Annotated in this window: 20 protein-coding genes; 8 read left to right on the forward strand and 12 right to left on the reverse strand. The window is 61.3% G+C overall.

Annotated features, from left to right (window positions below; translation table 11 throughout):
• Positions 1-17: 17 nt before the first annotated feature.
• The 9 genes from BFW87_RS08280 to BFW87_RS08320 all read right to left on the reverse strand — a co-directional run bounded on the left by BFW87_RS08280 (position 18) and on the right by BFW87_RS08320 (position 10,293).
• Entirely contained in the window at positions 18-836 is an 819-nt protein-coding gene (locus BFW87_RS08280; protein ID WP_078739391.1) for a phosphoglycolate phosphatase, read from the reverse strand.
• Positions 833-1,507, reverse strand: a complete 675-nt coding sequence (gene rpe, locus BFW87_RS08285) for a ribulose-phosphate 3-epimerase (RefSeq protein ID WP_034116070.1) — start codon at positions 1,505-1,507, stop codon at positions 833-835. Before rpe ends, BFW87_RS08280 begins: the two co-directional genes overlap by 4 nt.
• Before the next feature lie 84 nt (positions 1,508-1,591).
• Positions 1,592-2,740 (reverse strand): iron-containing alcohol dehydrogenase, encoded by a 1,149-nt coding sequence (locus tag BFW87_RS08290; protein ID WP_078739392.1) that lies wholly within the window; start codon positions 2,738-2,740, stop codon positions 1,592-1,594.
• A gap of 212 nt (positions 2,741-2,952) precedes the next feature.
• Entirely contained in the window at positions 2,953-3,777 is an 825-nt protein-coding gene (locus tag BFW87_RS08295) for an ABC transporter permease (protein ID WP_078739393.1), read from the reverse strand.
• 12 nt (positions 3,778-3,789) lie between these two features.
• Positions 3,790-5,037: an ABC transporter permease gene (locus tag BFW87_RS08300; protein ID WP_078739394.1), complete on the reverse strand. Its 1,248-nt coding sequence runs from the start codon at positions 5,035-5,037 to the stop codon at positions 3,790-3,792.
• Positions 5,038-5,210: 173 nt separating this feature from the next.
• The gene (locus BFW87_RS08305) at positions 5,211-6,251 is read right to left on the reverse strand and encodes an ABC transporter substrate-binding protein (RefSeq protein ID WP_078739395.1); all 1,041 of its coding nucleotides are present in this window, start codon (positions 6,249-6,251) and stop codon (positions 5,211-5,213) included.
• A gap of 43 nt (positions 6,252-6,294) precedes the next feature.
• Positions 6,295-7,407 carry an ABC transporter ATP-binding protein gene (locus tag BFW87_RS08310; RefSeq protein WP_078739396.1) on the reverse strand — a complete coding sequence of 371 codons (1,113 nt, stop codon included), beginning with the start codon at positions 7,405-7,407 and terminating at the stop codon, positions 6,295-6,297.
• Between the two features lie 240 nt (positions 7,408-7,647).
• Positions 7,648-8,277 (reverse strand): response regulator, encoded by a 630-nt coding sequence (locus BFW87_RS08315; protein WP_078739397.1) that lies wholly within the window; start codon positions 8,275-8,277, stop codon positions 7,648-7,650.
• A gap of 21 nt (positions 8,278-8,298) precedes the next feature.
• Complete coding sequence (locus BFW87_RS08320) at positions 8,299-10,293, reverse strand: PAS domain-containing sensor histidine kinase (protein ID WP_078739398.1); 1,995 nt, start codon at positions 10,291-10,293, stop codon at positions 8,299-8,301.
• 77 nt (positions 10,294-10,370) lie between these two features.
• Here BFW87_RS08320 and BFW87_RS08325 point away from each other — a divergent pair, with 77 nt between their 5' ends.
• Complete coding sequence (locus BFW87_RS08325) at positions 10,371-11,345, forward strand: alpha/beta hydrolase family protein (protein ID WP_078739399.1); 975 nt, start codon at positions 10,371-10,373, stop codon at positions 11,343-11,345.
• A 143-nt stretch (positions 11,346-11,488) separates the two neighbouring features.
• Here BFW87_RS08325 and BFW87_RS08330 read toward each other — a convergent pair whose 3' ends face one another.
• Genes BFW87_RS08330 through BFW87_RS08340 form a run of 3 tightly spaced genes read right to left on the reverse strand, consistent with a single transcriptional unit; the run spans position 11,489 to position 13,954 of the window.
• Positions 11,489-12,256 carry a TerB family tellurite resistance protein gene (locus tag BFW87_RS08330; RefSeq protein ID WP_078739400.1) on the reverse strand — a complete coding sequence of 256 codons (768 nt, stop codon included), beginning with the start codon at positions 12,254-12,256 and terminating at the stop codon, positions 11,489-11,491.
• Between the two features lies 1 nt (position 12,257).
• Positions 12,258-12,932 (reverse strand): N-acetylmuramate alpha-1-phosphate uridylyltransferase MurU, encoded by a 675-nt coding sequence (murU, locus tag BFW87_RS08335; protein WP_078739402.1) that lies wholly within the window; start codon positions 12,930-12,932, stop codon positions 12,258-12,260.
• Positions 12,929-13,954 (reverse strand): aminoglycoside phosphotransferase family protein, encoded by a 1,026-nt coding sequence (locus tag BFW87_RS08340; protein ID WP_078739403.1) that lies wholly within the window; start codon positions 13,952-13,954, stop codon positions 12,929-12,931. Before BFW87_RS08340 ends, murU begins: the two co-directional genes overlap by 4 nt.
• Before the next feature lie 130 nt (positions 13,955-14,084).
• On the opposite strand from BFW87_RS08340, the gene BFW87_RS08345 reads away from it, so the two are divergent.
• From BFW87_RS08345 to glpE, 7 genes are all read left to right on the forward strand, one after another.
• The gene (locus BFW87_RS08345) at positions 14,085-16,886 is read left to right on the forward strand and encodes an LPS-assembly protein LptD (RefSeq protein WP_078739404.1); all 2,802 of its coding nucleotides are present in this window, start codon (positions 14,085-14,087) and stop codon (positions 16,884-16,886) included.
• Positions 16,861-18,201 carry a peptidylprolyl isomerase gene (locus BFW87_RS08350; RefSeq protein WP_078739406.1) on the forward strand — a complete coding sequence of 447 codons (1,341 nt, stop codon included), beginning with the start codon at positions 16,861-16,863 and terminating at the stop codon, positions 18,199-18,201. The genes BFW87_RS08345 and BFW87_RS08350 overlap by 26 nt, the downstream gene beginning before the upstream one ends.
• The gene (gene pdxA, locus BFW87_RS08355; RefSeq protein WP_078739407.1) at positions 18,198-19,187 is read left to right on the forward strand and encodes a 4-hydroxythreonine-4-phosphate dehydrogenase PdxA; all 990 of its coding nucleotides are present in this window, start codon (positions 18,198-18,200) and stop codon (positions 19,185-19,187) included. The genes BFW87_RS08350 and pdxA overlap by 4 nt, the downstream gene beginning before the upstream one ends.
• Positions 19,184-19,996, forward strand: coding sequence for a 16S rRNA (adenine(1518)-N(6)/adenine(1519)-N(6))-dimethyltransferase RsmA (gene rsmA / locus BFW87_RS08360; RefSeq protein ID WP_078739408.1), 813 nt, complete (start codon positions 19,184-19,186; stop codon positions 19,994-19,996). Before pdxA ends, rsmA begins: the two co-directional genes overlap by 4 nt.
• Positions 19,997-20,241: 245 nt before the next feature.
• A complete protein-coding gene (apaG, locus tag BFW87_RS08365; protein WP_078739409.1) occupies positions 20,242-20,622 on the forward strand; it encodes a Co2+/Mg2+ efflux protein ApaG in 381 nt (126 codons plus the stop codon).
• A complete protein-coding gene (locus BFW87_RS08370; RefSeq protein WP_078739410.1) occupies positions 20,622-21,473 on the forward strand; it encodes a symmetrical bis(5'-nucleosyl)-tetraphosphatase in 852 nt (283 codons plus the stop codon). The genes apaG and BFW87_RS08370 overlap by 1 nt, the downstream gene beginning before the upstream one ends.
• 9 nt (positions 21,474-21,482) lie before the next feature.
• Entirely contained in the window at positions 21,483-21,812 is a 330-nt protein-coding gene (glpE, locus tag BFW87_RS08375) for a thiosulfate sulfurtransferase GlpE (protein ID WP_078739411.1), read from the forward strand.
• The last annotated feature ends 178 nt before the right edge of the window (positions 21,813-21,990 follow it).

Consider the following 21,990-nt stretch of genomic DNA (forward strand, 5'->3'; position numbering starts at 1 on the left):
TGCGCGGCCAGAATCAGTCAGGCGCGCCAACGCCAGCGGGCCAGGGCCTTGATGACTTTCATCCAGAGTTTGCGAGTGACCACCACGATGGAATTTCCAGAAGGGGTTGATTCGATGTCGGGCAACGTTATCTCAGCGCCCGCTCCCAAGCAACCGGGGATTAGCAGGCGCAGGTCATCAATCACCAGCGCCGGCAACTCTTCGGCGATCGGCCGGCCATGGTTATAGCCATAACTCAAGGCCACGCACTGCACGCCCGCGGCTTTGGCCGCCAGCACGTCACTGCGCGAATCACCAACAAACAACGACTGCGAGGCCGGAATATTTGCCATTTTCATCACGAAAAACAGCGCCGCCGGGTCGGGTTTTTTCTGCGGCAAGGTATCGCCGCCGATGATCCAGCGGAAATACCGGCCGATTTTCATTTGATCCAACAAAGGCGCAACGAAGCGCTCCGGCTTGTTGGTGATCAAGGCCATTTCCACGCCCTGCTTGTGCAGCCACTTGAGCGTGTCGCGTACCCCGGGGTAAACCACGGTCAGCTCGTGGCCGTCTTCATAGGCAGTGTTGAACAATTCCAGGGCGTGCTCAGCCTCCACCTCATCAACACCTTCGGCATCAATGTTGTCTGCCAAGGCACGGCGCACCAGCATCTGCACGCCGTTGCCGACCCACATGCGTACCGACTCGATCCCTGCAGGCTTGCGCCCCAGCTTGAGCAGCATCTGGTCCACCGCGGCCGCCAGGTCAGGCACCGAGTCGATCAAGGTACCGTCCAGATCGAACATCACCAACCGTGGCAGTTTGCCGGGGAACAGCTGCTCAAAGCCGCTCATGGACGCGCCAGCGCCAGTTCGGCACGCATCTTGTCGATGACTTCCTGGTAATCCGGAGCGTTGAAAATCGCCGAGCCGGCTACAAAGGTGTCGGCGCCCGCCGCAGCGATTTCGCGGATGTTGTTGACGTTGACCCCACCGTCGATCTCGAGGCGGATATCACGGCCCGAAGCGTCAATCAGCGCACGCGCTTCGCGCAGCTTGTTCAGCGTGCCGGGGATGAACTTCTGCCCGCCGAAGCCCGGGTTGACGCTCATCAGCAAGACCATGTCGACCTTGTCCATCACGTACTCAAGCACGCTCAGCGGGGTGGCCGGGTTGAACACCAGGCCCGCCTTGCAGCCGCCTTCGCGGATCAGTTGCAGCGTGCGATCGACGTGCAGCGTGGCTTCCGGGTGGAAGGTGATATAGGTCGCGCCGGCCTCGATGAAGTCACCGACGATGCGGTCCACTGGGCTGACCATCAGGTGCGCATCGATCGGCGCGGTAATGCCGTACTTGCGCAGCGCCGCGCAAACCATCGGGCCGATGGTCAGGTTGGGCACGTAGTGGTTGTCCATGACGTCGAAGTGCACGAAGTCGGCACCGGCGGCCAAAACCTTGTCCACTTCCTCACCCAAGCGGGCGAAGTCGGCGGAGAGAATCGATGGAGCAATGACGAAGGGCTGCATGACGCACCTTTTTTGAGCTAAATCACGATGGCGCGCATTGTATACCTCATGCTTTGCCGCGCGCACCGTGACCTGATTCAACGGTTAGTAAGCCGCCCGGTAGATTTTCTCGATATCCGCCGCGCTGAGCTTGCGCGGGTTGTTGCGCATCAGGCGCTCGATACCCGCGGCTTCCGTGGCCATGGCCGGGATCGCGTCCTCCGGAACCCCGAAGCTGCGCAGGCCTGCCGGGATCTCCACTGCGGCACACAGTCGCGTCATCGCCTCGACGGCCCTGTCGGCGGCATCGTTGACGCTCAACCCCGCGGTATTCACGCCCATGGCCTGGGCAATGTCCTGCATGCGCTCCACGCACGCCAGCTTGTTCCAGTGCATCACGTAAGGCAGCAGCAGCGCGTTACTTACGCCATGGGCGATGTTGAAACGCCCGCCCAGCGGGTAGGCCAGGGCATGCACCGCGCCCACCCCGGCATTACCGAACGCCATACCGGCCATCAGGCTGGCGGTGGCCATGTCGTCGCGGGCTTGCAGATTGGCCGGGTTGGCGTAGGCCTTGGGCAGCGCACTGGCAATCAGCTTGATCGCGCCGATGGCCAGGGCGTCGGTGATCGGCGAGGCATTCAGCGACAGGTAGGACTCGATGGCATGCACCAACGCATCCACGCCGCTGGCGGCGGTGACGCCTCGCGGGCACGTCAGGGTCATTTGCGGGCTGATCAGCGCTACGTCGGGCAGCAAGTAATCGCTGACGATGCCTTTTTTCAGTTGCGCGGCCTTGTCGGAGAGGATCGCCACATTGGTCACCTCCGAGCCGGTGCCGGCCGTGGTCGGGATAGCGATCAGCGGCGGGCCTTTGCGCGGCACCTGGTCGACGCCGAACAAGTCCGCCAGCGCGCCGTGATAACCGGCATAGGCTGCGACACTTTTGGCGATGTCGATGGCACTGCCGCCGCCCAGCCCTATCAGCCCGTCGTGCCCGCCCTCGCGGTACACGCGCATGCAGTCTTCGACGATGGCGATTTCCGGGTCGGGCAGCACGCGGTCGAAGATTTCATAGGGCCGGTCGCCAAGGTGTTCGAGCGCCAGCGCCACGGTGCCGGACTTGACCAGCGCCGCGTCGGTGACGATCAGCGGGTTATCCACATCCAGGCGCGTAAGCTCGGCGGCCAGTTGTTCGATGGCGCCGGCGCCGGTGAGCAGTTTGTGGGCGATCTTGAATGAGGAAGTACTCATGTGCGCGGCCTCTTGTTAAGAAATGGGCTGGCACAAGATTAGCTCGGGATTTGGGGTTGCCTACCATTCACCGACTGAATGGCACGCTTTCTGTGGGAGCTGGCTTGTCGGGTCGCCGCATCGCTGCGATGCAGGCAACTCGGTTATTCAGTTACACCGAGTTGAGGCTATCGCAGGCAAGCCAGCTCCCACATTTTGATCCCGGGTTGGCTTTAGATCTGCGCCGTACGCAGTTTTTCGCTGCGCCCACGCAACCATTCCAGGGTCAGCAGCAGCACCACCGAGAAGGCAATCAGCAAGGTTGCCGCCGCCGCAATCGTCGGGCTGAGGTTCTCGCGAATACCGCTGAACATCTGCCGTGGCAGAGTCGCCTGCTCGGGCCCGGCGAGAAACAGTGTCACCACCACTTCATCGAACGAGGTCGCAAACGCAAACAACGCCCCGGAAATTACCCCCGGCGCAATCAGCGGCAAGGTCACCCGGCGAAACGCGGTCAATGGCGAAGCGCCCAAACTGGCCGCCGCGCGCACCAGGTTATGGTTGAAACCCTGCAACGTCGCCGACACGGTGATGATCACAAACGGCACGCCCAGCACCGCATGCACCACGATCAGCGAGAAGAAACTGTTGCCCAGCCCCAACGGCGCAAAGAACAGATAACTCGCCACGCCGATAATCACCACCGGCACCACCATCGGCGAAATCACCAGCGCCATCACCAGCGCCTTGCCGGGGAAGTTGCCGCGCGTCAGGCCAATCGCCGCGAGCGTGCCGAACACCATCGCCAGCACCGTGGCCGCCGGGGCGACGATGATGCTGTTCTTCAGCGCGCGCATCCATTCGGCGGAGGCGAAGAAGTCCTGATACCAGTGCAGCGAGAAGCCTTGCAGCGGGTAAACCAGAAAGCTGCCGCTGTTGAACGACAACGGGATGATCACCAGCACCGGCAATATCAGGAACAGCAGGATCAAGCCGCAGAGAATCCGCAAGCTGTAGAACCACACCCGTTCTACGGGCGACAAATAAGGGCTCAGCATCGCAAGGTCTCCTCAGCTCAGGCGCAGGCGGCTGGCGCCCACCAGCCGGTTGTAGATCAAGTAGAGCACCACGGTTGCCAGCAGCAGCAAGCCGCCCAGTGCCGTGGCCATGCCCCAATTGATGCTGGTGTTGGTGTAGAACGCCACGAAATAGCTGACCATCTGATCGTTCGGGCTGCCCAGCAGTGCTGGGGTGATGTAGTAACCAATTGCCAGAATGAACACCAACAGACACCCGGCGCCGACACCGGCATAGGTTTGCGGGAAGTACACGCGCCAGAAACTGGCGAACGGGTGACAGCCCAGGGAAATCGCCGCACGCATATAGGTCGGCGAGATGCCTTTCATCACGCTGTAGATCGGCAGAATCATGAACGGCAACAAAATGTGCACCATCGAGATGTAGACCCCGGTGCGGTTGAACACCAGCTCCATGGGCTTATCGATCAGGCCCAGGCTCATCATCGCGCTGTTGATCAGGCCGCCGGATTGCAGCAACACAATCCACGCCGCCACCCGCACCAGAATCGAGGTCCAGAACGGCAGCAGCACCAGAATCATCAGCAGGTTGCTTTTGCGCGCGGGCAGGTTGGCCAACAGATACGCCAGCGGGTACGCCAGCAGCAGGCAGATGAACGTGATCACCAGCCCCATCCAGAAGGTGCGGGCGAAAATATCCAGGTAGATCGCCTGATCCGGGGTGGCCGGGGCCACTTCGCCGAGGTCATCGATGCGGTGATCGACGGCCGCCAGCAGGTAGTACGGCGTGAGGGTACTGGTATTACGCCGGATCGCCTGCCAGTACGCCGGGTCGCCCCAGCGTTCGTCGAGGCTTTCCAACGCTTCTTTATAAGAGGCCGGCGCTTCGGTAAACGGCAGCGCCCGCGCGGTTTTGGTCAGCAGGCTGCGGTAGCCGGCCAGTTCCATGTTCAAGCGTTTGGACAAATCGCCCAGGGTCTGGTTTTTGCGCGCCTCGCCCAGGTCTTCACTCAAGGCCAGATACACGGGCTCGCCCGGCAAGCCACGGCCGTCCCAGGCCTTGACCGCCACCACGGTGCGCGGCAAACCGCCCACCACTTCCGGGTTGCCGACGCTTTTGTAGAGCAGCGCGACGATCGGCACCAGAAACACCAGCAGCAAAAACAGCACCAGCGGCGCAATCAAGGCCTGGGCCTTCCAGCGGTTGAGCCGCTCGGCACGCGCCAGGCGCTGCTTGAGGGTGGGGCTGTTGACCTCGGTTGAGGGAACGGCGATGGCCATGGCTGACTCCGGTAAATCTTCAGTTAATCCCCTGTGGTGGGGGCTTTCTGCGGGAGCTGGCTTGCCTGCGATGCAGACACCTCGGGGTATCTGACATACCCGGTTGATGCCATCGCAGGCAAGCCAGCTCCCACATGAGCCTGTTCACACAGTGGGTTATGCGGTGTTGCTGCTTACTTGGCAGCCCACGAATTGAAGCGCTGCTCCAGTTGCTCGCCGTTATCCGCCCAGAAACTCACATCGATCTGCACCTGGTTGGCGATGTTTTCCGGGGTGGTCGGCATGTCCTTGAGGATATCCTTGGCCAGCAACGGAACCGCCTGGATGTTGGCCGGGCCGTAGGCGATGTTTTCCGAGTAGATCTTTTGCTGCTGCGGCTGTACCGAGAAAGCGATGAATTTCTTCGCTGCTTCGGCGCGGTCTTTCGCCAGGCCTTTAGGAATGGCCCAGGCGTCGAAGTCGTAGATGCCGCCGTTCCACACCACTTTCAGGTTGCTTTCCTTTTGCACGGCAGCGATGCGGCCGTTGTAGGCCGAGCTCATGACCACGTCACCGGAGGCGAGATACTGAGGCGGTTGGGCGCCCGCCTCCCACCACTGAATCGATGACTTGAGCTCGTCGAGTTTCTTGAACGCGCGATCCTGGCCATCTTTGCCGGCCAGCACTTTGTAAACGTCCTTCGGCGCAACGCCGTCAGCCATCAGTGCGAATTCCAGGGTGTACTTGGCGCCTTTACGCAGGCCGCGCTTGCCCGGGAATTTCTTGGTGTCCCAGAAATCCGCCCAACTGGTCGGCGCGCTGGCCAACTTGTCGGCGTTGTAGGCGAGCACGGTGGACCACACAAAGAAGCCCACGCCACACGGCTGGATTGCGCCTTTCACGTAGTTCGCGTTGTCGCCAAACAGTTTCGGGTCCAGCGGTTCGAACATGTCTTCGTCACAGCCACGGGACAATTCCGGGGACTCCACTTCCACCAGGTCCCACGACACGCTTTTGGTGTCGACCATGGCTTTGACCTTGGCCATTTCACCGTTGTATTCACCGGCGACGATCTTGCCGTTACCCGCGCTTTCCCACGGTGCGTAAAAGGCTTTGACCTGAGCCGCCTTGTTCGCGCCACCAAAGGACACGACCGTCAGGTCCGGGCCTGCCATGGCCTGTGTCGCGCCCATCAAGCTGATAGCCAGGGCGGAATATTTAAGGGATCTCAACATTGTTGTTCTCTCCACGTGCAGGGTTGGTGAAGCCATGGGGCGATCAATTCGCCTCTAGAAGTGGGTCGAGTGCGCGAACGTGCTCGACTTGCCAGCCAATCGGTACCACGTCGCCGACCGCCAGGGCCGGGTCCAGCTCGGCAATCGGTTGTTTCACAAAAAAATCGGCCTTGCCGCAGACTTCCAGGCGCACACGCACGTGGTCGCCCAGGTAGATAAATTCGGCCACGCGCCCCGAGAAGCGGTTGACGCAAGACTCGCTGGAGCCATTGAGGCTGACGCGCTCCGGGCGGACCGAGAGCGTCACCGGGCCGCCGATCTGGCCGACGTTTACCGCCAGCGCCTCGACCTTCTCGCCACGCGCCAGCTCGACCACGCAACGCTCGCCGGTGTGGCTATGCAGGCGGCCATTGAGGCGGTTGTTCTCGCCGATAAAGTTGGCGACAAAGGTATTTTTCGGCTCTTCGTACAAGGTGCGCGGCGCAGCGATCTGCTGGATCTCGCCCTGATGGAACACCGCCACGCGGTCGGACATGGTCAAGGCTTCGCCCTGGTCGTGGGTCACGTACACCACGGTGACGCCGAGGCGCTGGTGCAGGTGCTTGATCTCCATCTGCATGTGTTCGCGCAGTTGCTTGTCGAGGGCGCCGAGGGGTTCGTCCATCAGCACCAGCTGCGGCTCGAACACCAACGCGCGGGCCAACGCCACACGCTGTTGCTGGCCGCCAGACAGCTGCGCCGGGTAGCGCTGGGCGAAGGCGTCGAGCTGGACCATGCTCAGCACGCGTTTGACCCGTTCACTGATATCGGTCTTGCTCAACCCACGCACCGACAGCGGGAACGCGAGGTTTTCGGCGACGGTCATGTGCGGGAACAACGCGTAGTTCTGAAACACCATGCCGATGTCGCGCTTGTGCGGCGGCACGTTGTTGATCGAGCGCCCGGCCAGCAGGATTTCCCCGGCGGTGGGCGTCTCAAAACCGGCAAGCATCATCAGGCTGGTGGTCTTGCCCGAACCGGACGGCCCGAGCAGGGTGAGGAACTCGCCCTTGCGAATCTCCAGGTTGAGGTCTTTGACGATCAGGTTCTCGCCGTCGTAGCTCTTCTGCACGCCACGAAAGCTGACCAGCACATCATTTGAATCCACCTCGCTCATACCCGCACCTTTGTGTTTTGGACTGCTGTGAGACAAGCGTAGTCCAGGCGCGAGCCCCCGGAAATCGGGGGCCGGGAGAGAATTGCATCAGCCGGATGGAAGGTTTGGGGTAGGGATTGCCCTACAGCGTTGGCGGGGATGGAACAGTGTGCCAACAGCGGGCGCCTGAAATGGGTTCAGCGCCTGTAAAACAAGTCGCAAACAGGCATGATCGTTCCCACGCTCTGCGTGGGAACGATCCTAGAGGAGCTTGTGCTCCATGGCGTACTTCACCAACTCGGCCAATGACGTGATGTTGAGCTTCTGCATCAAGCGCGCCTTGTGCGTGCTGATGGTCTTGCTGCTCAGCGCCAGTTGCCCGGCGATGTCGTTGACGTTGGCGCCCTGAGCCAAGCGCTCGAACACCGAGAACTCGCGCTCCGACAGCAGCGAATGCAACGGCCGGTTATCGGTCAGGCCCACTTCAAACACCATGCGGTCAGCCAGGTCCGGGTCGATGTAACGCCCGCCTGCCGCGACCTTGCGAATCGCCGTGAGCAACAGCGCCGGGTCGCTGTCCTTGGTGGCGTACCCCGCCGCGCCGACTTTCAAGGCGCGCGCCGCCATTTGCGCTTCGTCGTGCATCGACAGCACCAGAATCGCCGGCGGGTTGCTCAGCGCGCGGATGCGCGCGATGGCTTCCAGGCCATTCACGCCAGGCATCGAAATGTCCAGCAACACCACTTCGCACGGCACATGGCGCAAGGTTTCCAGCAACTGTTCGCCATTGCTCGCCTCGCCGACCACCAGCAGGTCTTTGGCCAGGCCGATCAATTGCTTGATGCCTTCACGCACGATGGTGTGGTCTTCGGCTACCAGTACACGGATCACAGGGGTTTCCTCTTTTTATAGTCACGCATCCAGCGGCACCGTGACGCTCAGGGTGGTGCCCTCCCCCGGTTCGCTGTGCAGGCTCATCTGCCCGCCCATCATCAATACGCGCTCGCGCATGCCGACCACACCGAACGATACCGGCCGCCCTTGGCCCTGGACAAAACCGACGCCGTCATCGCTGATGGTCATCCGCAGGTCCTGGCCTTCCACGCTCAAGGTCAGCTCGACAGTATGCGCCTGGGCATGGCGCATCACATTGGTCAGCGCCTCCTGCAAGATCCGGAACAGGCCGATGGCCTTGGCGTCGCTCAGGGCCGGCAGGTTGTCCGGTACCTGCACCAGACACGGCAGTTGCGTGCGGGCTTCGAAACGCCGGGCTTGCCATTCGATGGCCGAGGAGATGCCGGCATCGAGAATCGGCGGGCGCAGTGCCGTCGCCACATCGCGCACCAGCTGGAACAATTGGGCGATCAGGCGCTTCATGCTGTTCAGCCGTTCGTTGAGGCCGGGATCGAGTTGCGCGTAGGCCAGCTCGCACATCGAGGTTTCCAGCTTCAGCACCGTGAGCATTTGCCCCAGCTCGTCGTGGACTTCACGGGCGATACGCGCTTTTTCTTCCTCGCGCACGGTTTCCAGGTGGGCCGACAACTCACGCAGCTGCGCCTCGCTTTGCAGCAACGCGGCCACGTAGCGACGCCGCTCGGTGACGTCATTGAGGTAGACCACCAGGTATTCCCCGTCGGCGAAACGCAGAAAGCTCAGCGACACATCGGCGGGCAGGATGCTGCCGTCGGCGCGCAGGCAATCGGTGGCGAAGTTTTGCGGACCCTCTTCGCTGGCGCGGGCGCGCTTCCACAGGTTGAGCCAGCGGTCCATGTTCAGCGTCGGGTCGAAATCGATCAGCGGCCGCTCGATCAAGGCGCCGGGCGAGTAACCCAGCATGCTTTCGGCGGCGCGATTGGCGTAGCGCACGTGGCTGTCCCAATTGACCCAGAGAATGCCAACGGTGCTTTGGTCGATGGAAAATTGCGTCAGTCGTAGCGCTTCAGCCCCGGCGGCGCGCGCGGCACTTTCTTCGCGGGCCGCCAGCAGGCTGTGTTCGAGCACACGTTGCTGGCGACGCTGCCAGACCACCACCGCCAGGCTGGCGAGCAGGAACAGGCTTAATAGCAGGCAAAGGTTTTGCCACAGGCCGGGGGACTCGGTCAGGCGAGGGTATTTGGGTTGCAGCCAGCGGCTGTGCAATTGGTCGAGGTCGCGGGCCGGTATCGCGCGCAAGGCGCTTTGCATGATGGTCGCCAGTTCCGGCCACTCGCGGCGCGTGGCCACCCGCAGTAGTTGAGGCAGGCCGATGTCGCCCACCACGGCCAGCCCGGCGAATTCCGCCTCGCCCGACAGCCGGCTCAATTGCGCCTCGTCGACCACGGCGTAGCGCGCCTGCTGGCTGACCAGTAATTGCAAGGCCTGGCGCTCCATGGGCACGCCTTGCAGGTTCAGATTGGGGTAGGTGCTGCGCAGGTAATCGGCCACGGCGCTGGGCATGCGTACGGCAACACGGGATTGCTCGTCGAGCTTTTCCAGCTCCACCGCGCCGCCGCCGTCGCGAATGCCAATGATGTGCTGAGGCACGCGCATATAGGGATCGGTAAATAACCACAGGCGCAAGCCGGCCGGGGTTTGCTGCAGGCCGGGGGCGATGTCCACCTCGCCGTCACGCACGGCGGCTTCCAGTTGTTCCTGGGTCGGGAAATTGCGCCACAACAGCTCGATGTTCAGCGCCTTGGCCAACATCTGTATCAATTCCACATTCGCGCCGGATAACCGCTGCAGGCGTCGGTCGTATTGCGCGTACGGCGCCTGCAGCACCACGCCCACCCGCAGCTCCGGGCGCTGCGCCAGCCATTCACGCTGCTGCGCACTCAATTGCGCCTGGGGTGCGGCAGGCGCAGGCGCAGCCGTTGCCATCAAGGCAAAGCACATGCAGCCGATAACCAGCAGACAGCGAAAACCCATGATCCACGTCTCACATCACTGACAAATACTGACCAACCCATTAGGCTGCTGGAATCACTTCTGGCCGGGAATTAACGATGCCCTTTTTCCACCGTTCGGCACTGCCAGCATTGTGCCTGTCGCTGCTATTTACCAGCGCCTTTTCTGTTCAGGCCGCCGACGCACCTGCGCCCGCCGCTGAAAAACCGGCTGAGCGCCAGCCCCTGCCCGACCGTAGCGCGCAAGAAGCCAGCGCCCTCGAGCGGCAGATCCCGCAACACGAGCAGCAACAATTGCAGGCGGGCAGTGACTCATTCCTCGCCCTGTGGAAACCGGCCAACAGCGCCGAGCCCGAAGGTGTGGTGATTATCGTGCCGGGCGCAGGCGAAAGTGCTGACTGGCCGCAAGCAATCGCGCCACTGCGCAACAAATTGCCGGACGCCAGCTGGGGCACCCTCAGTCTTTCGTTACCGGATGTGAACATGGACACCCTCCCGCCACGGGTCATGGAACCTCCCAAGGCTGCCGTCGATACCAGCAGCAAAGACGGCAGCACCGCCGCCAAACCTATCGAGCAAGCCGCCAGCGCTGAAGCTGAAGGCACTGACCCGGCCGTGGTGCCGGGCGCCGATGAGCAAGACAACACCGACGCCAAGCGCATTTTCGACCGCATCGATGCCGCCGTGGCCTTCGCCCAGACCCAGAGCGCGCGCAGCGTAGTGTTGCTCGGCCATGGCACCGGTGCCTGGTGGGCCGCGCGTTACTTGAGCGAGAAGCAACCGGCCCAGGTGCAAAAGCTGGTGATGGTGGCGGGTAAAACGCCTGCGGGCCGTCAGCCGGATCTGCAACAACTGGCCCCGGCGCTGAAAGTACCGACGGCGGATGTGTTTTATCAGGATGGCGAGCAGGATCGCAAAAATGCATTGGCGCGGGTTCAGGCGGCCAAGCGTGCGAAGAATACGGGCTATAAACAGGTGTCACTCAAGGCCGTGCCCGGCGACAGTTCGGCCGAGCAGGAACAGTTGTATCGGCGGGTTCGTGGGTGGTTGAGTCCGCAGGCTGCTGCCGACTGATTTAAAGGTGATAACCCGATCAACTGTGGGAGCTGGCTTGCCTGCGATAGCATCACTGCGGTGCAACTGACACACCGAGGTGCTTGCATCGCAGGCAAGCCAGCTCCCACAGGGTATTGGGTTATCAGGTCGAACCGAGGTAACTACCGAAAATCCCGCCGCTCGCGAATCAACGTATAGGCGTTATGCAATTCACGCGTCCGTTCGGTCGCCTCGTGCACCTGCGCAGGGCTGGCACCACTGCCGGCAATTTTGTCCGGATGGTGACGGCTGAGCAGGCGGCGATACGCCCGCTTGATCACTGATGGCTCGGTGGTGGACGTCACCCCCAGCATTCGCAACGCGTCCTGATAAGCCCCGGCACGGTTAGCCAGCGGCTTGCGCTCCTGAACATAGTCAGACGCCAACGCCTTGAGCTGTTGCGGTGTCCAGCCCAGCCATTTGCCCCACAGCTCGATCAAGTCGCGCTCGGCGTCATCTGCCCGGCCATCCGCCCAGGCCATGCGCCAGCACGCGCGCAGCACCCCTTCGGCGGCATGGGGCTGGGCCTTGAGTACGCGCAAATAAGTGCGCACCCGATCCGAGCCAGACTTGCCGCGATTAAATGCCGAAATAGCCCGACGCCGGGCCGGCTCGGTCATGTCCAGCGAGCGCATCTCCAGGCGCGCCTGCTGGATATGCCCATCCACGACCCGGCCATTACTTTTGGCCAGGCGCCCCAACAGCACAAACAGTAATTCGTCATTGCGCAACGCCGGGCGACCGCCCAAACGCTCGCGCAACTGCGCCCAGCTTTGCAATTGCAGGCGGCGGTCCAGCGCCTGCCCCAGCAGTGCACCCAACAAAGCCCCCGGAATACTGGCAACGGCAAAGCCAGCCCCGGCGCCGATCAGCGTCCCTGGCCACAACATCCTATTGCCCCGCAGTCAGCAGGGTTTCAACCTGCGCCAGGCGTTCCAGCGTGCCTACGTCAACCCAGCGTCCCGTCATGTGCTCCCCCGTTACCAGACCTTTGGCCATCGCCGCGCGCAGCAGCGGCGCCAGCTTGAAGGCACCGGCACTGCAACCCGCGAACAATTGCGGGTCGAGCACTGAAATGCCACTGAAGGTCAGGTTATCGGCACAGGGCGCGGCATCATGAAGCAAACCCTGATCGAGGTAGAAATCCCCGCCGGAAGGGTGATGCGCCGGGTTATCGACCATGACCAGGTGCGCCAGCCCCTGAAGCGGCTGGCGCAGTTGGGCGAAGTCGTAATCGGTCCAGATGTCGCCATTGACCAGCAGGAAGGGTTCGTCACCCAGCAGCGGCAATGCCTTGAAAATCCCGCCACCGGTTTCCAGCGGCTCCCCTTCGGCGGAATACTGGATGCGCAAGCCAAACTGCGCGCCGTCACCCAGGTAACTTTCAATCTGCTGACCGAGCCAGGCATGGTTGATCACGATATCGTTGAAGCCAGCCCTGGCCAGCGCTTCCAGGTGATACTCGATCAACCGCTTGCCGCCGGCCTGCACCAGCGGCTTGGGCGTGTGCAAGGTCAGCGGGCGCATGCGCTCGCCTTTTCCGGCCGCCAGGATCATCGCTTTCATCGGATCGCCTCGGCAGGCTGGCGCAGGCTGGCCAGCAGCTCGCCCAATTCATTCAACTCAGGCCGGTCGGCCAGTACTGCTTCTATATAAGCAAAGAAGCGCGGCACGTCCGCCAGGTAGCGGGGCTTGCCGTCGCGGTGGCAGATGCGCGCAAAAATGCCGATCACCTTCAGGTGACGCTGCACGCCCATCAGGTCGCTGGCCCGCAGGAACTCGTCGAAATCTGCCTGCACCGGAATGCCCAGCTTGCCGGCACGTTCCCAATAACCGCGCTGCCACTCGCGCACACGGGCCTGGGGCCAGCTGAGAAACGCATCCTTGAACAGGCAGGTGATGTCATAGGTCACCGGGCCGTAGACCGCGTCCTGGAAATCCAGCACGCCGGGGTTCGGTTCGCTGATCATCAGGTTGCGCGGCATATAGTCGCGATGCACCAGCACTTTGGGCTGAGCCAGGGCGCTGTCGATCAGGTGATCGCTGACGCGCTGCCAGAGGGCCTGCTGCCGGGTATCGAAGTCGATACCCAAGTGCCGGCGCACGTACCACTCCGGAAACAATTCCAGCTCACGGCGCAACAAGGCGACGTCATAGCTGGGCAATGGCGCGTCCATCGGCAATTGCTGAAATGCCAGCAGTGCATCGATGGCATCGGCGAACAATTGATCGGCATTTTGCTCGTCAATGACGTCCAGATAGGTCTTTCTGCCCAGGTCATTCAGCAAAAGAAAGCCGCGCGGCAAATCTTCTGCATAAATTTTTGGCACATTAATTCCGGATTTCGCGAGTAAATCAGCGATATCGACGAAAGGTTTGCAGTTTTCCTGGGGGGGTGGCGCGTCCATGACGACGAAAGAATGATCGCCACCCTCCCACCGGAAGTAACGCCTGAAACTCGCGTCGCTGCTGGCCGCGGTCAATGTGGCCGGGGGTACGGCACCCCAGTCTTGAGCGTTGAAAAGGATCGGCAACTGCTCTTCCAGCCAGACTTCCAGCTGTTGTAAACGTAGATCTTGCTCGGGCATTACAAGGGTCTCCGACGGCGCTAGCCGTCAAGCGGGTCATGCTTTATTATCACGCATCTTTTTCAGACCATCGAGAGGCGTGCGGCCCACACCGCGGGCAGATGGCACGCAGGAAGCCCGGACTAATAAGATGGCATTGAAATCCCCCGCGTTTCGTAGAAAATTTCCGTTGCTGGTAACCGGCAGTCTGCTGGCCATGCAACCTTTCGCCACCTCATTCGTGGTCGCCGCGGAACAGTATGACTGCTCAGTCTCTGCTTCGGGTGCCTGGGATTGCGCGCCGAAAACCGCCGCAGCCCCATTACCACCGCGCCCGGTGCATGACGGTGCAGCCGTCAGTGCTGCCGGCGACACGGCCCAGGCCGCCGCTGGCGGCACTGCCGCGGCCGAGCCGAAGACCGCGCTCGTTACCGAAGCCAAGGGCCGTGGCCTGCGTTCGCGCAGTGCCGACTACAGCCACCTGGACTGGGTGCCCCGCGATAAGCTGACCGCAGCCCAACTGGCTGAAACCGGCCCTTATTGCTCCGGCGCGTACATCGAGCCGATGCGTCCTGGCATGAACGACAAGACGAACAAGAGCGATGCGCCGACCTTCATCGGTGCCAAGGTCTCTCGTTACGAGCAGGAACAACAAGTCGCGACCCTGGCCGGTGACGTCGTCATGCGCCAGGGCAGCATGCAGCTGGAGGCTCAGGAAGCCAGCCTGTATCAGGCCGAAAACCGTGGCGAGCTGAACGGTGATGTCCGTCTGCGCGACAACGGCGCCCTGATCGTCGGCGACCACGCCCAGGTTCAGCTCGATACCGGCGCGGCCCAGATCGACAATGCCGAATACGTGCTGCACAAATCGCGTGTCCGCGGTAACGCGCTGTACGCCAAGCGTGCCGAGAACGCGATCATCCGTCTCAAGGACGGTACGTACACCACCTGTGAGCCGGACAGCAACGCCTGGCAGCTCAAAGGCAACAACATCACGTTGAACCCGGCCACCGGTTTCGGTACGGCGACCAACGCGACGTTGCGGATCAAGAACATTCCGATCCTGTACACCCCGTATATCTATTTCCCGATCGACGACCGTCGTCAGTCCGGCTTCCTGCCGCCAAGCTTCAGCACTGGCAGCGAAACCGGCTTCACACTGGTTACGCCGTACTACTTCAACCTGGCACCGAACTACGACGCCACGTTGTATCCGCAGTACATGACCAAGCGCGGCATGATGGTTGAGGGCGAATTCCGCTACCTCACCAAATCCAGCGAAGGTCAGTTCGGCGGCGCGTACCTGAATGACGATAACGACGAGCGGAAGAACCAGACCGATTACGAAAAAACCCGCTACATGATCAATTGGCAGCATAAAGGCGGGCTGGATTCGCGGCTGACGACGCAGGTTGACTACACCAACATCAGCGATCCTTACTTTTTCCAGGATCTGAAGACGTTCGAAGAAGGTGTTAAATCCCAGGATTACGTGAACCAGCAAGGTTCCGTGACCTATAGCGGCGACTCGTATCAGGCGCGCTTGAACCTCCAGGCGTATCAACTGGCGACCGTTTCGCAGATCACTCCATACGACCGTTTGCCGCAGATCACCTTCAACGGTGCACTGCCTTATCATCCGGGCGGGCTGAACTTCGACTATCAAACCGAAGCAGTGCGGTTTGATCGAGACCTTGAGAAAGGTGATTTTACCGACGAAGACGGGAATGTGACCTCGCGTCTCGATAACAACGTTTTGGGCTTGAACCGCGCCAATGGCACGCGCTTGACTGCAGCACCAAGCGTATCTCTGCCGTTGAACTGGACCTACGGGTTCATCACGCCAAAGCTTAAATATGTCTATACCAAGTACGATCTTGATTTGGACAATACCGGCAAGAATGACCTGTTGATTAATCGATTCGGCGCCTCTGCGCTGGGTGAGTCGTTCAACAGCTCCCAAGACCGCGCCGTACCAATTGCCAGTATCGACAGCGGCCTGTACTTCGACCGCAACACTGACTGGTTCGGCAGCAATTACCGTCAAACACTGGAACCACGTCTGTTCTATCTCTACGTACCAAATAAAGATCAGAAAGACATTCCAGTCTTCGACACCAGCGAGACCCCGTTCAGCTTCGATTCGTTGTTCCGCGATAACCGCTTCAGTGGTGGTGACCGTATTGGTGACGAAAACAAACTGTCGCTGGGCCTGACCAGCCGCTGGATTCAAGACAACGGTTTCGAGCGCCAACGTGTCAGCATCGGTCAAGCGGTGTACTTCAAGGATCGCGAAGTACAGCTGCCGGGTATTGACGCGGCAACCCGCGACGACGCACACGAAGATGTCTCGCCGATTGCTCTGGACTACTCGTTCCGGTTTAACCGTGACTGGCGCGCCACTGCGGACTACAACTGGGACCCTACCAGCCACAGCCCACGCTCTGGCAGTGCGATGTTCCACTACCAGCCGGAAGACAACCCGAACAAGGTTATCAACCTCGGTTATCGCTATCGCAACGACCAGGTTGTTTACAACCAATTGACCGGCAAATGGCAATTCGGCGGCGACTATGGCAGCGCATCCGATCCGTCCACCTTCATCAAGGATTACTACAAAATCCAGCAACACGACTTCTCGATGATGTGGCCGATCGTTCCGCAGTGGAACCTGATCACCCGCTGGCAGTATGACTATGCCCGCAACCGTACCCTGGAAGCCTTCGGTGGCTTCGAGTACGACAACTGCTGCTGGAAATTGCGCGTCATCAACCGCTACTGGGTTTCCAACGACGAATATACCCAGATCGCCCCCCTTAACGAAAAGGGTGACCACGGGCTCTTCTTCCAGATCGTCCTTAAAGGACTCGGCGGCCTGACTGGCGCCAAGGTAGAGAGCTTCCTCGACAAAGGCATTGAAGGTTATCGTGAACGTGAAGATCAAGCTTTCTGATTGTCTGCGCCCGCTCGTACTGGGCGCGCTGTTCCTGGGGACCGCTTCGGCACACGCTGCGGTTCAGCAACTGGATAAAGTGGCCGCCATCGTCGATAACGACGTGATCATGCAGAGCCAACTGGACCAACGGGTCAAGGAAGTTCAGCAATCCATCGCCAAGCGCGGTGGTGGCGTGCCGCCTACCAGCGTGCTGGAGCCGCAGGTGCTGGAACGCCTGATCGTCGAAAACCTGCAACTGCAGATCGGCGATCGCTCGGGCATCCGTATTTCGGACGAAGAACTGAACCAGGCCGTTGGCACCATCGCTCAGCGTAACAACATGAGCATTGACCAGTTCCGCGCCGCTCTGGCTCACGACGGCCTGTCCTATGAGGACGCGCGTGACCAGATCAAGCGTGAAATGATCATCAGCCGTGTGCGTCAGCGCCGTGTGGCCGAGCGGGTTCAGGTGTCGGAGCAGGAAGTGAAGAACTTCCTCGCGTCGGACCTTGGCAAGCAGCAGCTTTCTGAAGAACTGCACCTGGCCAACATCCTGATCCCTACTCCGGACAGCGCCAACGCCGAGCAGCTCAATGCCGCCGCCGCAAAAACTCAGGCTGTTTATGACCGCCTGAAAGCCGGCGCCGACTTCTCCCAGACCGCCATTGCCGTGTCCGGCAGTGACAACGCCCTCGACGGTGGTGATATGGGCTGGCGTAAAGCCGCTCAACTGCCTCCTCCGTTTGACCGCGAGTTGAGCGCCATGGAAGTGGGCGGTATTACTCAGCCGGCCCGCACTCCAGGTGGTTTCATCATCCTCAAGTTGCTGGGCAAACGTGGCGGCGAGACCTCGCTGAAAGACGAAGTTCATGTTCGTCACATCCTGGTCAAACCAAGCGAAATCCGCACTGAAGCGCAAACCAAGGAATTGGCCCAGAAGATCTATGACCGTATCGAAGGCGGTGAAGATTTCGCCACCTTGGCCAAGAGCTTCTCGGAAGACCCGGGTTCTGCCCTCAACGGTGGCGACCTGAACTGGATCGACCCGAAGGCGTTGGTGCCGGAGTTCCAGGACGTCATGGCCAAGACCCCGCAAGGCGTTCTGTCCAAGCCGTTCAAGACCCAATACGGCTGGCATGTGCTGGAAGTCCTTGGCCGTCGCGCCACCGACAACACCACGCAAGCCCGCGAGCAACAAGCACTGACCGTATTGCGTAACCGCAAATACGACGAAGAGCTGCAAACCTGGTTGCGTCAGATCCGTGACGAAGCCTACGTGGAAAACAAGCTGCCCGCCGCCGAGCAAACAGGCGCGGATCAGGCCACTCAGTGAAACCCCAGCGTTTCGCGGTAACACCCGGCGAGCCGGCCGGCATTGGTCCAGACCTGTGCCTGCTACTCGCCTCGCAACCTCAGCCACACCCCCTGATCGCCATTACCAGCCGCGACTTGCTCATTGAGCGGGCCGCGCAGCTGGGTGTGGCTGTCAACTTGCTGGATGTGGCGCCGGGCAACTGGCCCGATGTTCCCGCACCCGCAGGCAGCCTGTATGTGTGGGACACCCCACTTGCGGCCAACGTGGTGGCCGGGAGGCTGGACAAGGCCAATGCGGCTTTCGTGCTGGAAACCCTGACCCGCGCAGGGCGTGGCTGTATCGACGGCGATTTTGCCGGCATGATCACTGCCCCGGTGCACAAGGGCGTGATCAACGAATCCGGGATCGCCTTTTCCGGCCACACCGAATTCCTTGCCGAACTGACCCACACCGCTCAAGTAGTGATGATGCTCGCGACGCGCGGCCTGCGCGTGGCCCTGGTGACAACGCATCTGCCGCTGCGTGATATCGCCGACGCCATCACCGCCGAACGTGTGGAACGTGTCACGCGCATCCTGCACGCCGACCTGCAACAGAAATTCGGCATCGCCCAACCGCGCATCCTGGTCTGCGGGCTCAACCCGCACGCCGGTGAAGGCGGCCACCTGGGCCGTGAAGAAATCGACATCATTGAACCGACCTTGGAGCGTTTGCGCCAAGAAGGCATGGACCTGCGTGGCCCATTGCCTGCGGACACTCTGTTTACCCCCAAATATCTGGAGCACTGCGACGCAGTGCTGGCGATGTACCATGACCAGGGGCTGCCCGTGCTGAAGTACAAAGGCTTCGGCGCCGCCGTCAACGTGACACTGGGCCTGCCGATCATCCGCACCTCCGTCGACCATGGCACTGCCCTGGACCTGGCAGGTAGCGGCAAGATCGATACCGGCAGCCTGCACGTGGCCCTGGAAACCGCCTATCAGATGGCCGAGACCCGTATATGACTGAGCATTACCAACACCGAGCGCGCAAGCGCTTCGGGCAAAACTTCCTGCACGACGCTGGCGTAATCGACCGCATCCTGCGCTCCATCCACGCCAAGCCGGAAGACCGCTTGCTGGAAATCGGCCCGGGCCAAGGCGCGCTGACCAAGGGCCTGCTCAACAGTGGCGGCCAGCTGGACGTGGTTGAACTGGACAAGGACCTGATCCCGATCCTCAACCAGCAGTTCGCCGGCCAGCCCAACTTCAATCTGCACCAGGGCGATGCACTGAAGTTCGACTTCAACAGCCTGAATGCCGCGCCGAACAGCCTGCGCGTTGTCGGCAACCTGCCGTACAACATCTCCACGCCGCTGATTTTCCACCTGCTGAACAACGCCGGGATCATCCGCGACATGCACTTCATGCTGCAAAAAGAAGTGGTTGAGCGTTTGGCGGCGGGCCCTGGCGGTGGTGATTGGGGTCGCCTGTCGATCATGGTTCAGTACCATTGCCGCGTGGAACACCTGTTCAACGTCGGCCCTGGCGCGTTCAACCCGCCGCCGAAGGTCGACTCGGCCATCGTGCGCCTGGTACCGCACGCGGTGCTGCCGCACCCGGCCAAGGACCACAAGTTGCTGGAGCGCGTGGTACGCGAAGCGTTCAACCAACGCCGCAAGACCCTGCGCAACACGCTCAAAGCCCTGCTGAGCAACGCGGAAATCGAAGCCGCCGGCGTCGATGGCAGCCTGCGTCCCGAGCAACTGGACCTGGCCGCGTTTGTGCGACTGGCTGACCAGCTTGCCATCCAGCCTGCCCCAGCAGCCGAATAAACGGCAACTCGATACCCATGTGGGAGCGGGCTTGCCCGCGATAGCGGACTATCAGTCGACATACCATTGACTGACCCACCGCCATCGCGGGCAAGCCCGCTCCCACATTTGTCCTGCGTCATACTGAAAGCGCTCGCTAGGCCATTGCGCCCAAGAGCCAGACAGCATGTCTGGCCTAGTGCCCTGCTCATGGCCTAGACTGATCCGCATCTGCTGTCCTCCGCTTTGCTTTTAAGGCCTCTTGCATGTCCGATCCTCGCTATCAGATCGACGTCAGCGTCGTCACCCGCTTCCTCGCGGACCAATCGCAACCTGACCAGAACCGCTTTGCCTTTGCCTACACCATCACGGTGAAGAACAACGGCCAGGTGCCGGCCAAGCTGCTGTCGCGCCACTGGGTGATCACCGACGGTGACGGCCAGGTCGAGGAAGTACGCGGCGCAGGCGTGGTGGGTCAGCAACCGTTGATCGACATCGGCGCCAGCCACACTTACAGCAGCGGCACGGTCATGACCTCCAAGGTCGGTACCATGCAAGGCTCGTATCAGATGAAGGCGACCGACGGGAAACTGTTCGACGCCATCATCGCGCCCTTCCGCCTTGCAGTGCCGGGAGCCCTGCACTGATGGCGACGTATGCGGTCGGTGACCTGCAAGGCTGTCTGGAACCCCTCAAGTGCTTGCTGGACCGCGTGGCCTTCGACCCGGCGAAAGATCGCCTGTGGTTGGTCGGCGATCTGGTCAACCGTGGCCCCGAGTCCCTGGAAACCCTGCGCTACTTATATAGCTTGCGCGATTCCCTGGTGTGCGTGCTGGGCAACCATGACCTGCACTTGCTGGCGGCCGGCAATAATATTGAGCGCCTGAAGAAAGGCGACACCCTGCGCGAAATCCTTGAGGCGCCCGACCGCGCCCCACTGCTCGACTGGCTGCGTAGGCAAAAGCTCATGCATTACGACGAAGGCCGCAACATGGCCTTGGTGCATGCCGGCATCCCGCCCCAGTGGACTATCAAGAAAGCCCTCAAGTGCGCCGCCGAAGTCGAAAGCGCACTGGCCGACGATAACCTCTACACCGCCTACCTCGATGGCATGTACGGCAACGAGCCGGTGAAGTGGGATAACGACCTCAGCGGCGTGACCCGTTTGCGCGTGATCACCAACTACTTTACGCGGATGCGCTTTTGCACCGCCGAGGGCAAGCTGGACCTCAAGAGCAAAGAAGGCGCCGACACCGCGCTGCCCGGCTACAAGCCGTGGTTTGCCCATAAGGAGCGCAAGACCCGTGACACGAAGATCATCTTCGGCCACTGGGCGGCCCTGGAAGGCAAATGCGACGAACCTGGCGTGTTCGCCCTCGACACCGGTTGCGTGTGGGGGGGCAGCATGACCTTGATGAACATCGACACCGGCGAGCGCTTGAGCTGCCAGTGTGAATCGCCCCTTTCCGTAACACTGCCGGCCGCCGCCAAGCCCTAGGAGCCTCCCATGAGCGAATTCAAACGTATCCCTCCCGAACAAGCCCAAGCCCTGCGCGAGAAGGGTGCCGTGGTTGTCGACATCCGGGACCAACCGACCTATGTGGCTGGCCACATCACCGGCGCCCAGCATCTGGACAACGTCAACATCGCCGATTTCATCCGCGCCGCCGACCTCGACGCGCCGGTAATCGTGGCCTGCTACCACGGCAATTCCAGCCAGAGCGCGGCGGCCTATCTGATCAGCCAAGGGTTCTCCGACGTCTACAGCCTGGACGGCGGCTTTGAGCTGTGGCGTACGACCTATCCTGCGGAAATTGCCTCCGGCGATTCGCAATAATTTTTTTCACACCCCGCTACCCCGCGTGACGCTTGGGCTCGCGCCGTTTCTGACGAACGGCGCAGCCAAACTAATTACATATCCCGCCTTGACCTCCCCGATTCCGAACTATCCTTAAGCGCAGGCCATCCGAATCAGGGGAGAGCCGGTACACCGGCGTGCGGGTCATCGGTAGCGT

Origin of the sequence: Pseudomonas fluorescens (genome assembly GCF_002022275.1) — a bacterium.
GTDB lineage: Bacteria > Pseudomonadota > Gammaproteobacteria > Pseudomonadales > Pseudomonadaceae > Aquipseudomonas > Aquipseudomonas fluorescens_AJ.

What these genes read in the sequence shown, in the direction of transcription:
- BFW87_RS08280 (WP_078739391.1), bottom strand. Translation starts at nt 836, where the DNA reads ATGAGCGGCTTTGAGCAGCTGTTCCCCGGCAAACTGCCACGGTTGGTG.
- rpe (WP_034116070.1), bottom strand. Translation starts at nt 1,507, where the DNA reads ATGCAGCCCTTCGTCATTGCTCCATCGATTCTCTCCGCCGACTTCGCC.
- BFW87_RS08290 (WP_078739392.1), bottom strand. Translation starts at nt 2,740, where the DNA reads ATGAGTACTTCCTCATTCAAGATCGCCCACAAACTGCTCACCGGCGCC.
- BFW87_RS08295 (WP_078739393.1), bottom strand. Translation starts at nt 3,777, where the DNA reads ATGCTGAGCCCTTATTTGTCGCCCGTAGAACGGGTGTGGTTCTACAGC.
- BFW87_RS08300 (WP_078739394.1), bottom strand. Translation starts at nt 5,037, where the DNA reads ATGGCCATCGCCGTTCCCTCAACCGAGGTCAACAGCCCCACCCTCAAG.
- BFW87_RS08305 (WP_078739395.1), bottom strand. Translation starts at nt 6,251, where the DNA reads ATGTTGAGATCCCTTAAATATTCCGCCCTGGCTATCAGCTTGATGGGC.
- BFW87_RS08310 (WP_078739396.1), bottom strand. Translation starts at nt 7,407, where the DNA reads ATGAGCGAGGTGGATTCAAATGATGTGCTGGTCAGCTTTCGTGGCGTG.
- BFW87_RS08320 (WP_078739398.1), bottom strand. Translation starts at nt 10,293, where the DNA reads ATGGGTTTTCGCTGTCTGCTGGTTATCGGCTGCATGTGCTTTGCCTTG.
- BFW87_RS08325 (WP_078739399.1), top strand. Translation starts at nt 10,371, where the DNA reads ATGCCCTTTTTCCACCGTTCGGCACTGCCAGCATTGTGCCTGTCGCTG.
- BFW87_RS08330 (WP_078739400.1), bottom strand. Translation starts at nt 12,256, where the DNA reads ATGTTGTGGCCAGGGACGCTGATCGGCGCCGGGGCTGGCTTTGCCGTT.
- murU (WP_078739402.1), bottom strand. Translation starts at nt 12,932, where the DNA reads ATGAAAGCGATGATCCTGGCGGCCGGAAAAGGCGAGCGCATGCGCCCG.
- BFW87_RS08340 (WP_078739403.1), bottom strand. Translation starts at nt 13,954, where the DNA reads ATGCCCGAGCAAGATCTACGTTTACAACAGCTGGAAGTCTGGCTGGAA.
- BFW87_RS08345 (WP_078739404.1), top strand. Translation starts at nt 14,085, where the DNA reads ATGGCATTGAAATCCCCCGCGTTTCGTAGAAAATTTCCGTTGCTGGTA.
- rsmA (WP_078739408.1), top strand. Translation starts at nt 19,184, where the DNA reads ATGACTGAGCATTACCAACACCGAGCGCGCAAGCGCTTCGGGCAAAAC.
- apaG (WP_078739409.1), top strand. Translation starts at nt 20,242, where the DNA reads ATGTCCGATCCTCGCTATCAGATCGACGTCAGCGTCGTCACCCGCTTC.
- BFW87_RS08370 (WP_078739410.1), top strand. Translation starts at nt 20,622, where the DNA reads ATGGCGACGTATGCGGTCGGTGACCTGCAAGGCTGTCTGGAACCCCTC.
- glpE (WP_078739411.1), top strand. Translation starts at nt 21,483, where the DNA reads ATGAGCGAATTCAAACGTATCCCTCCCGAACAAGCCCAAGCCCTGCGC.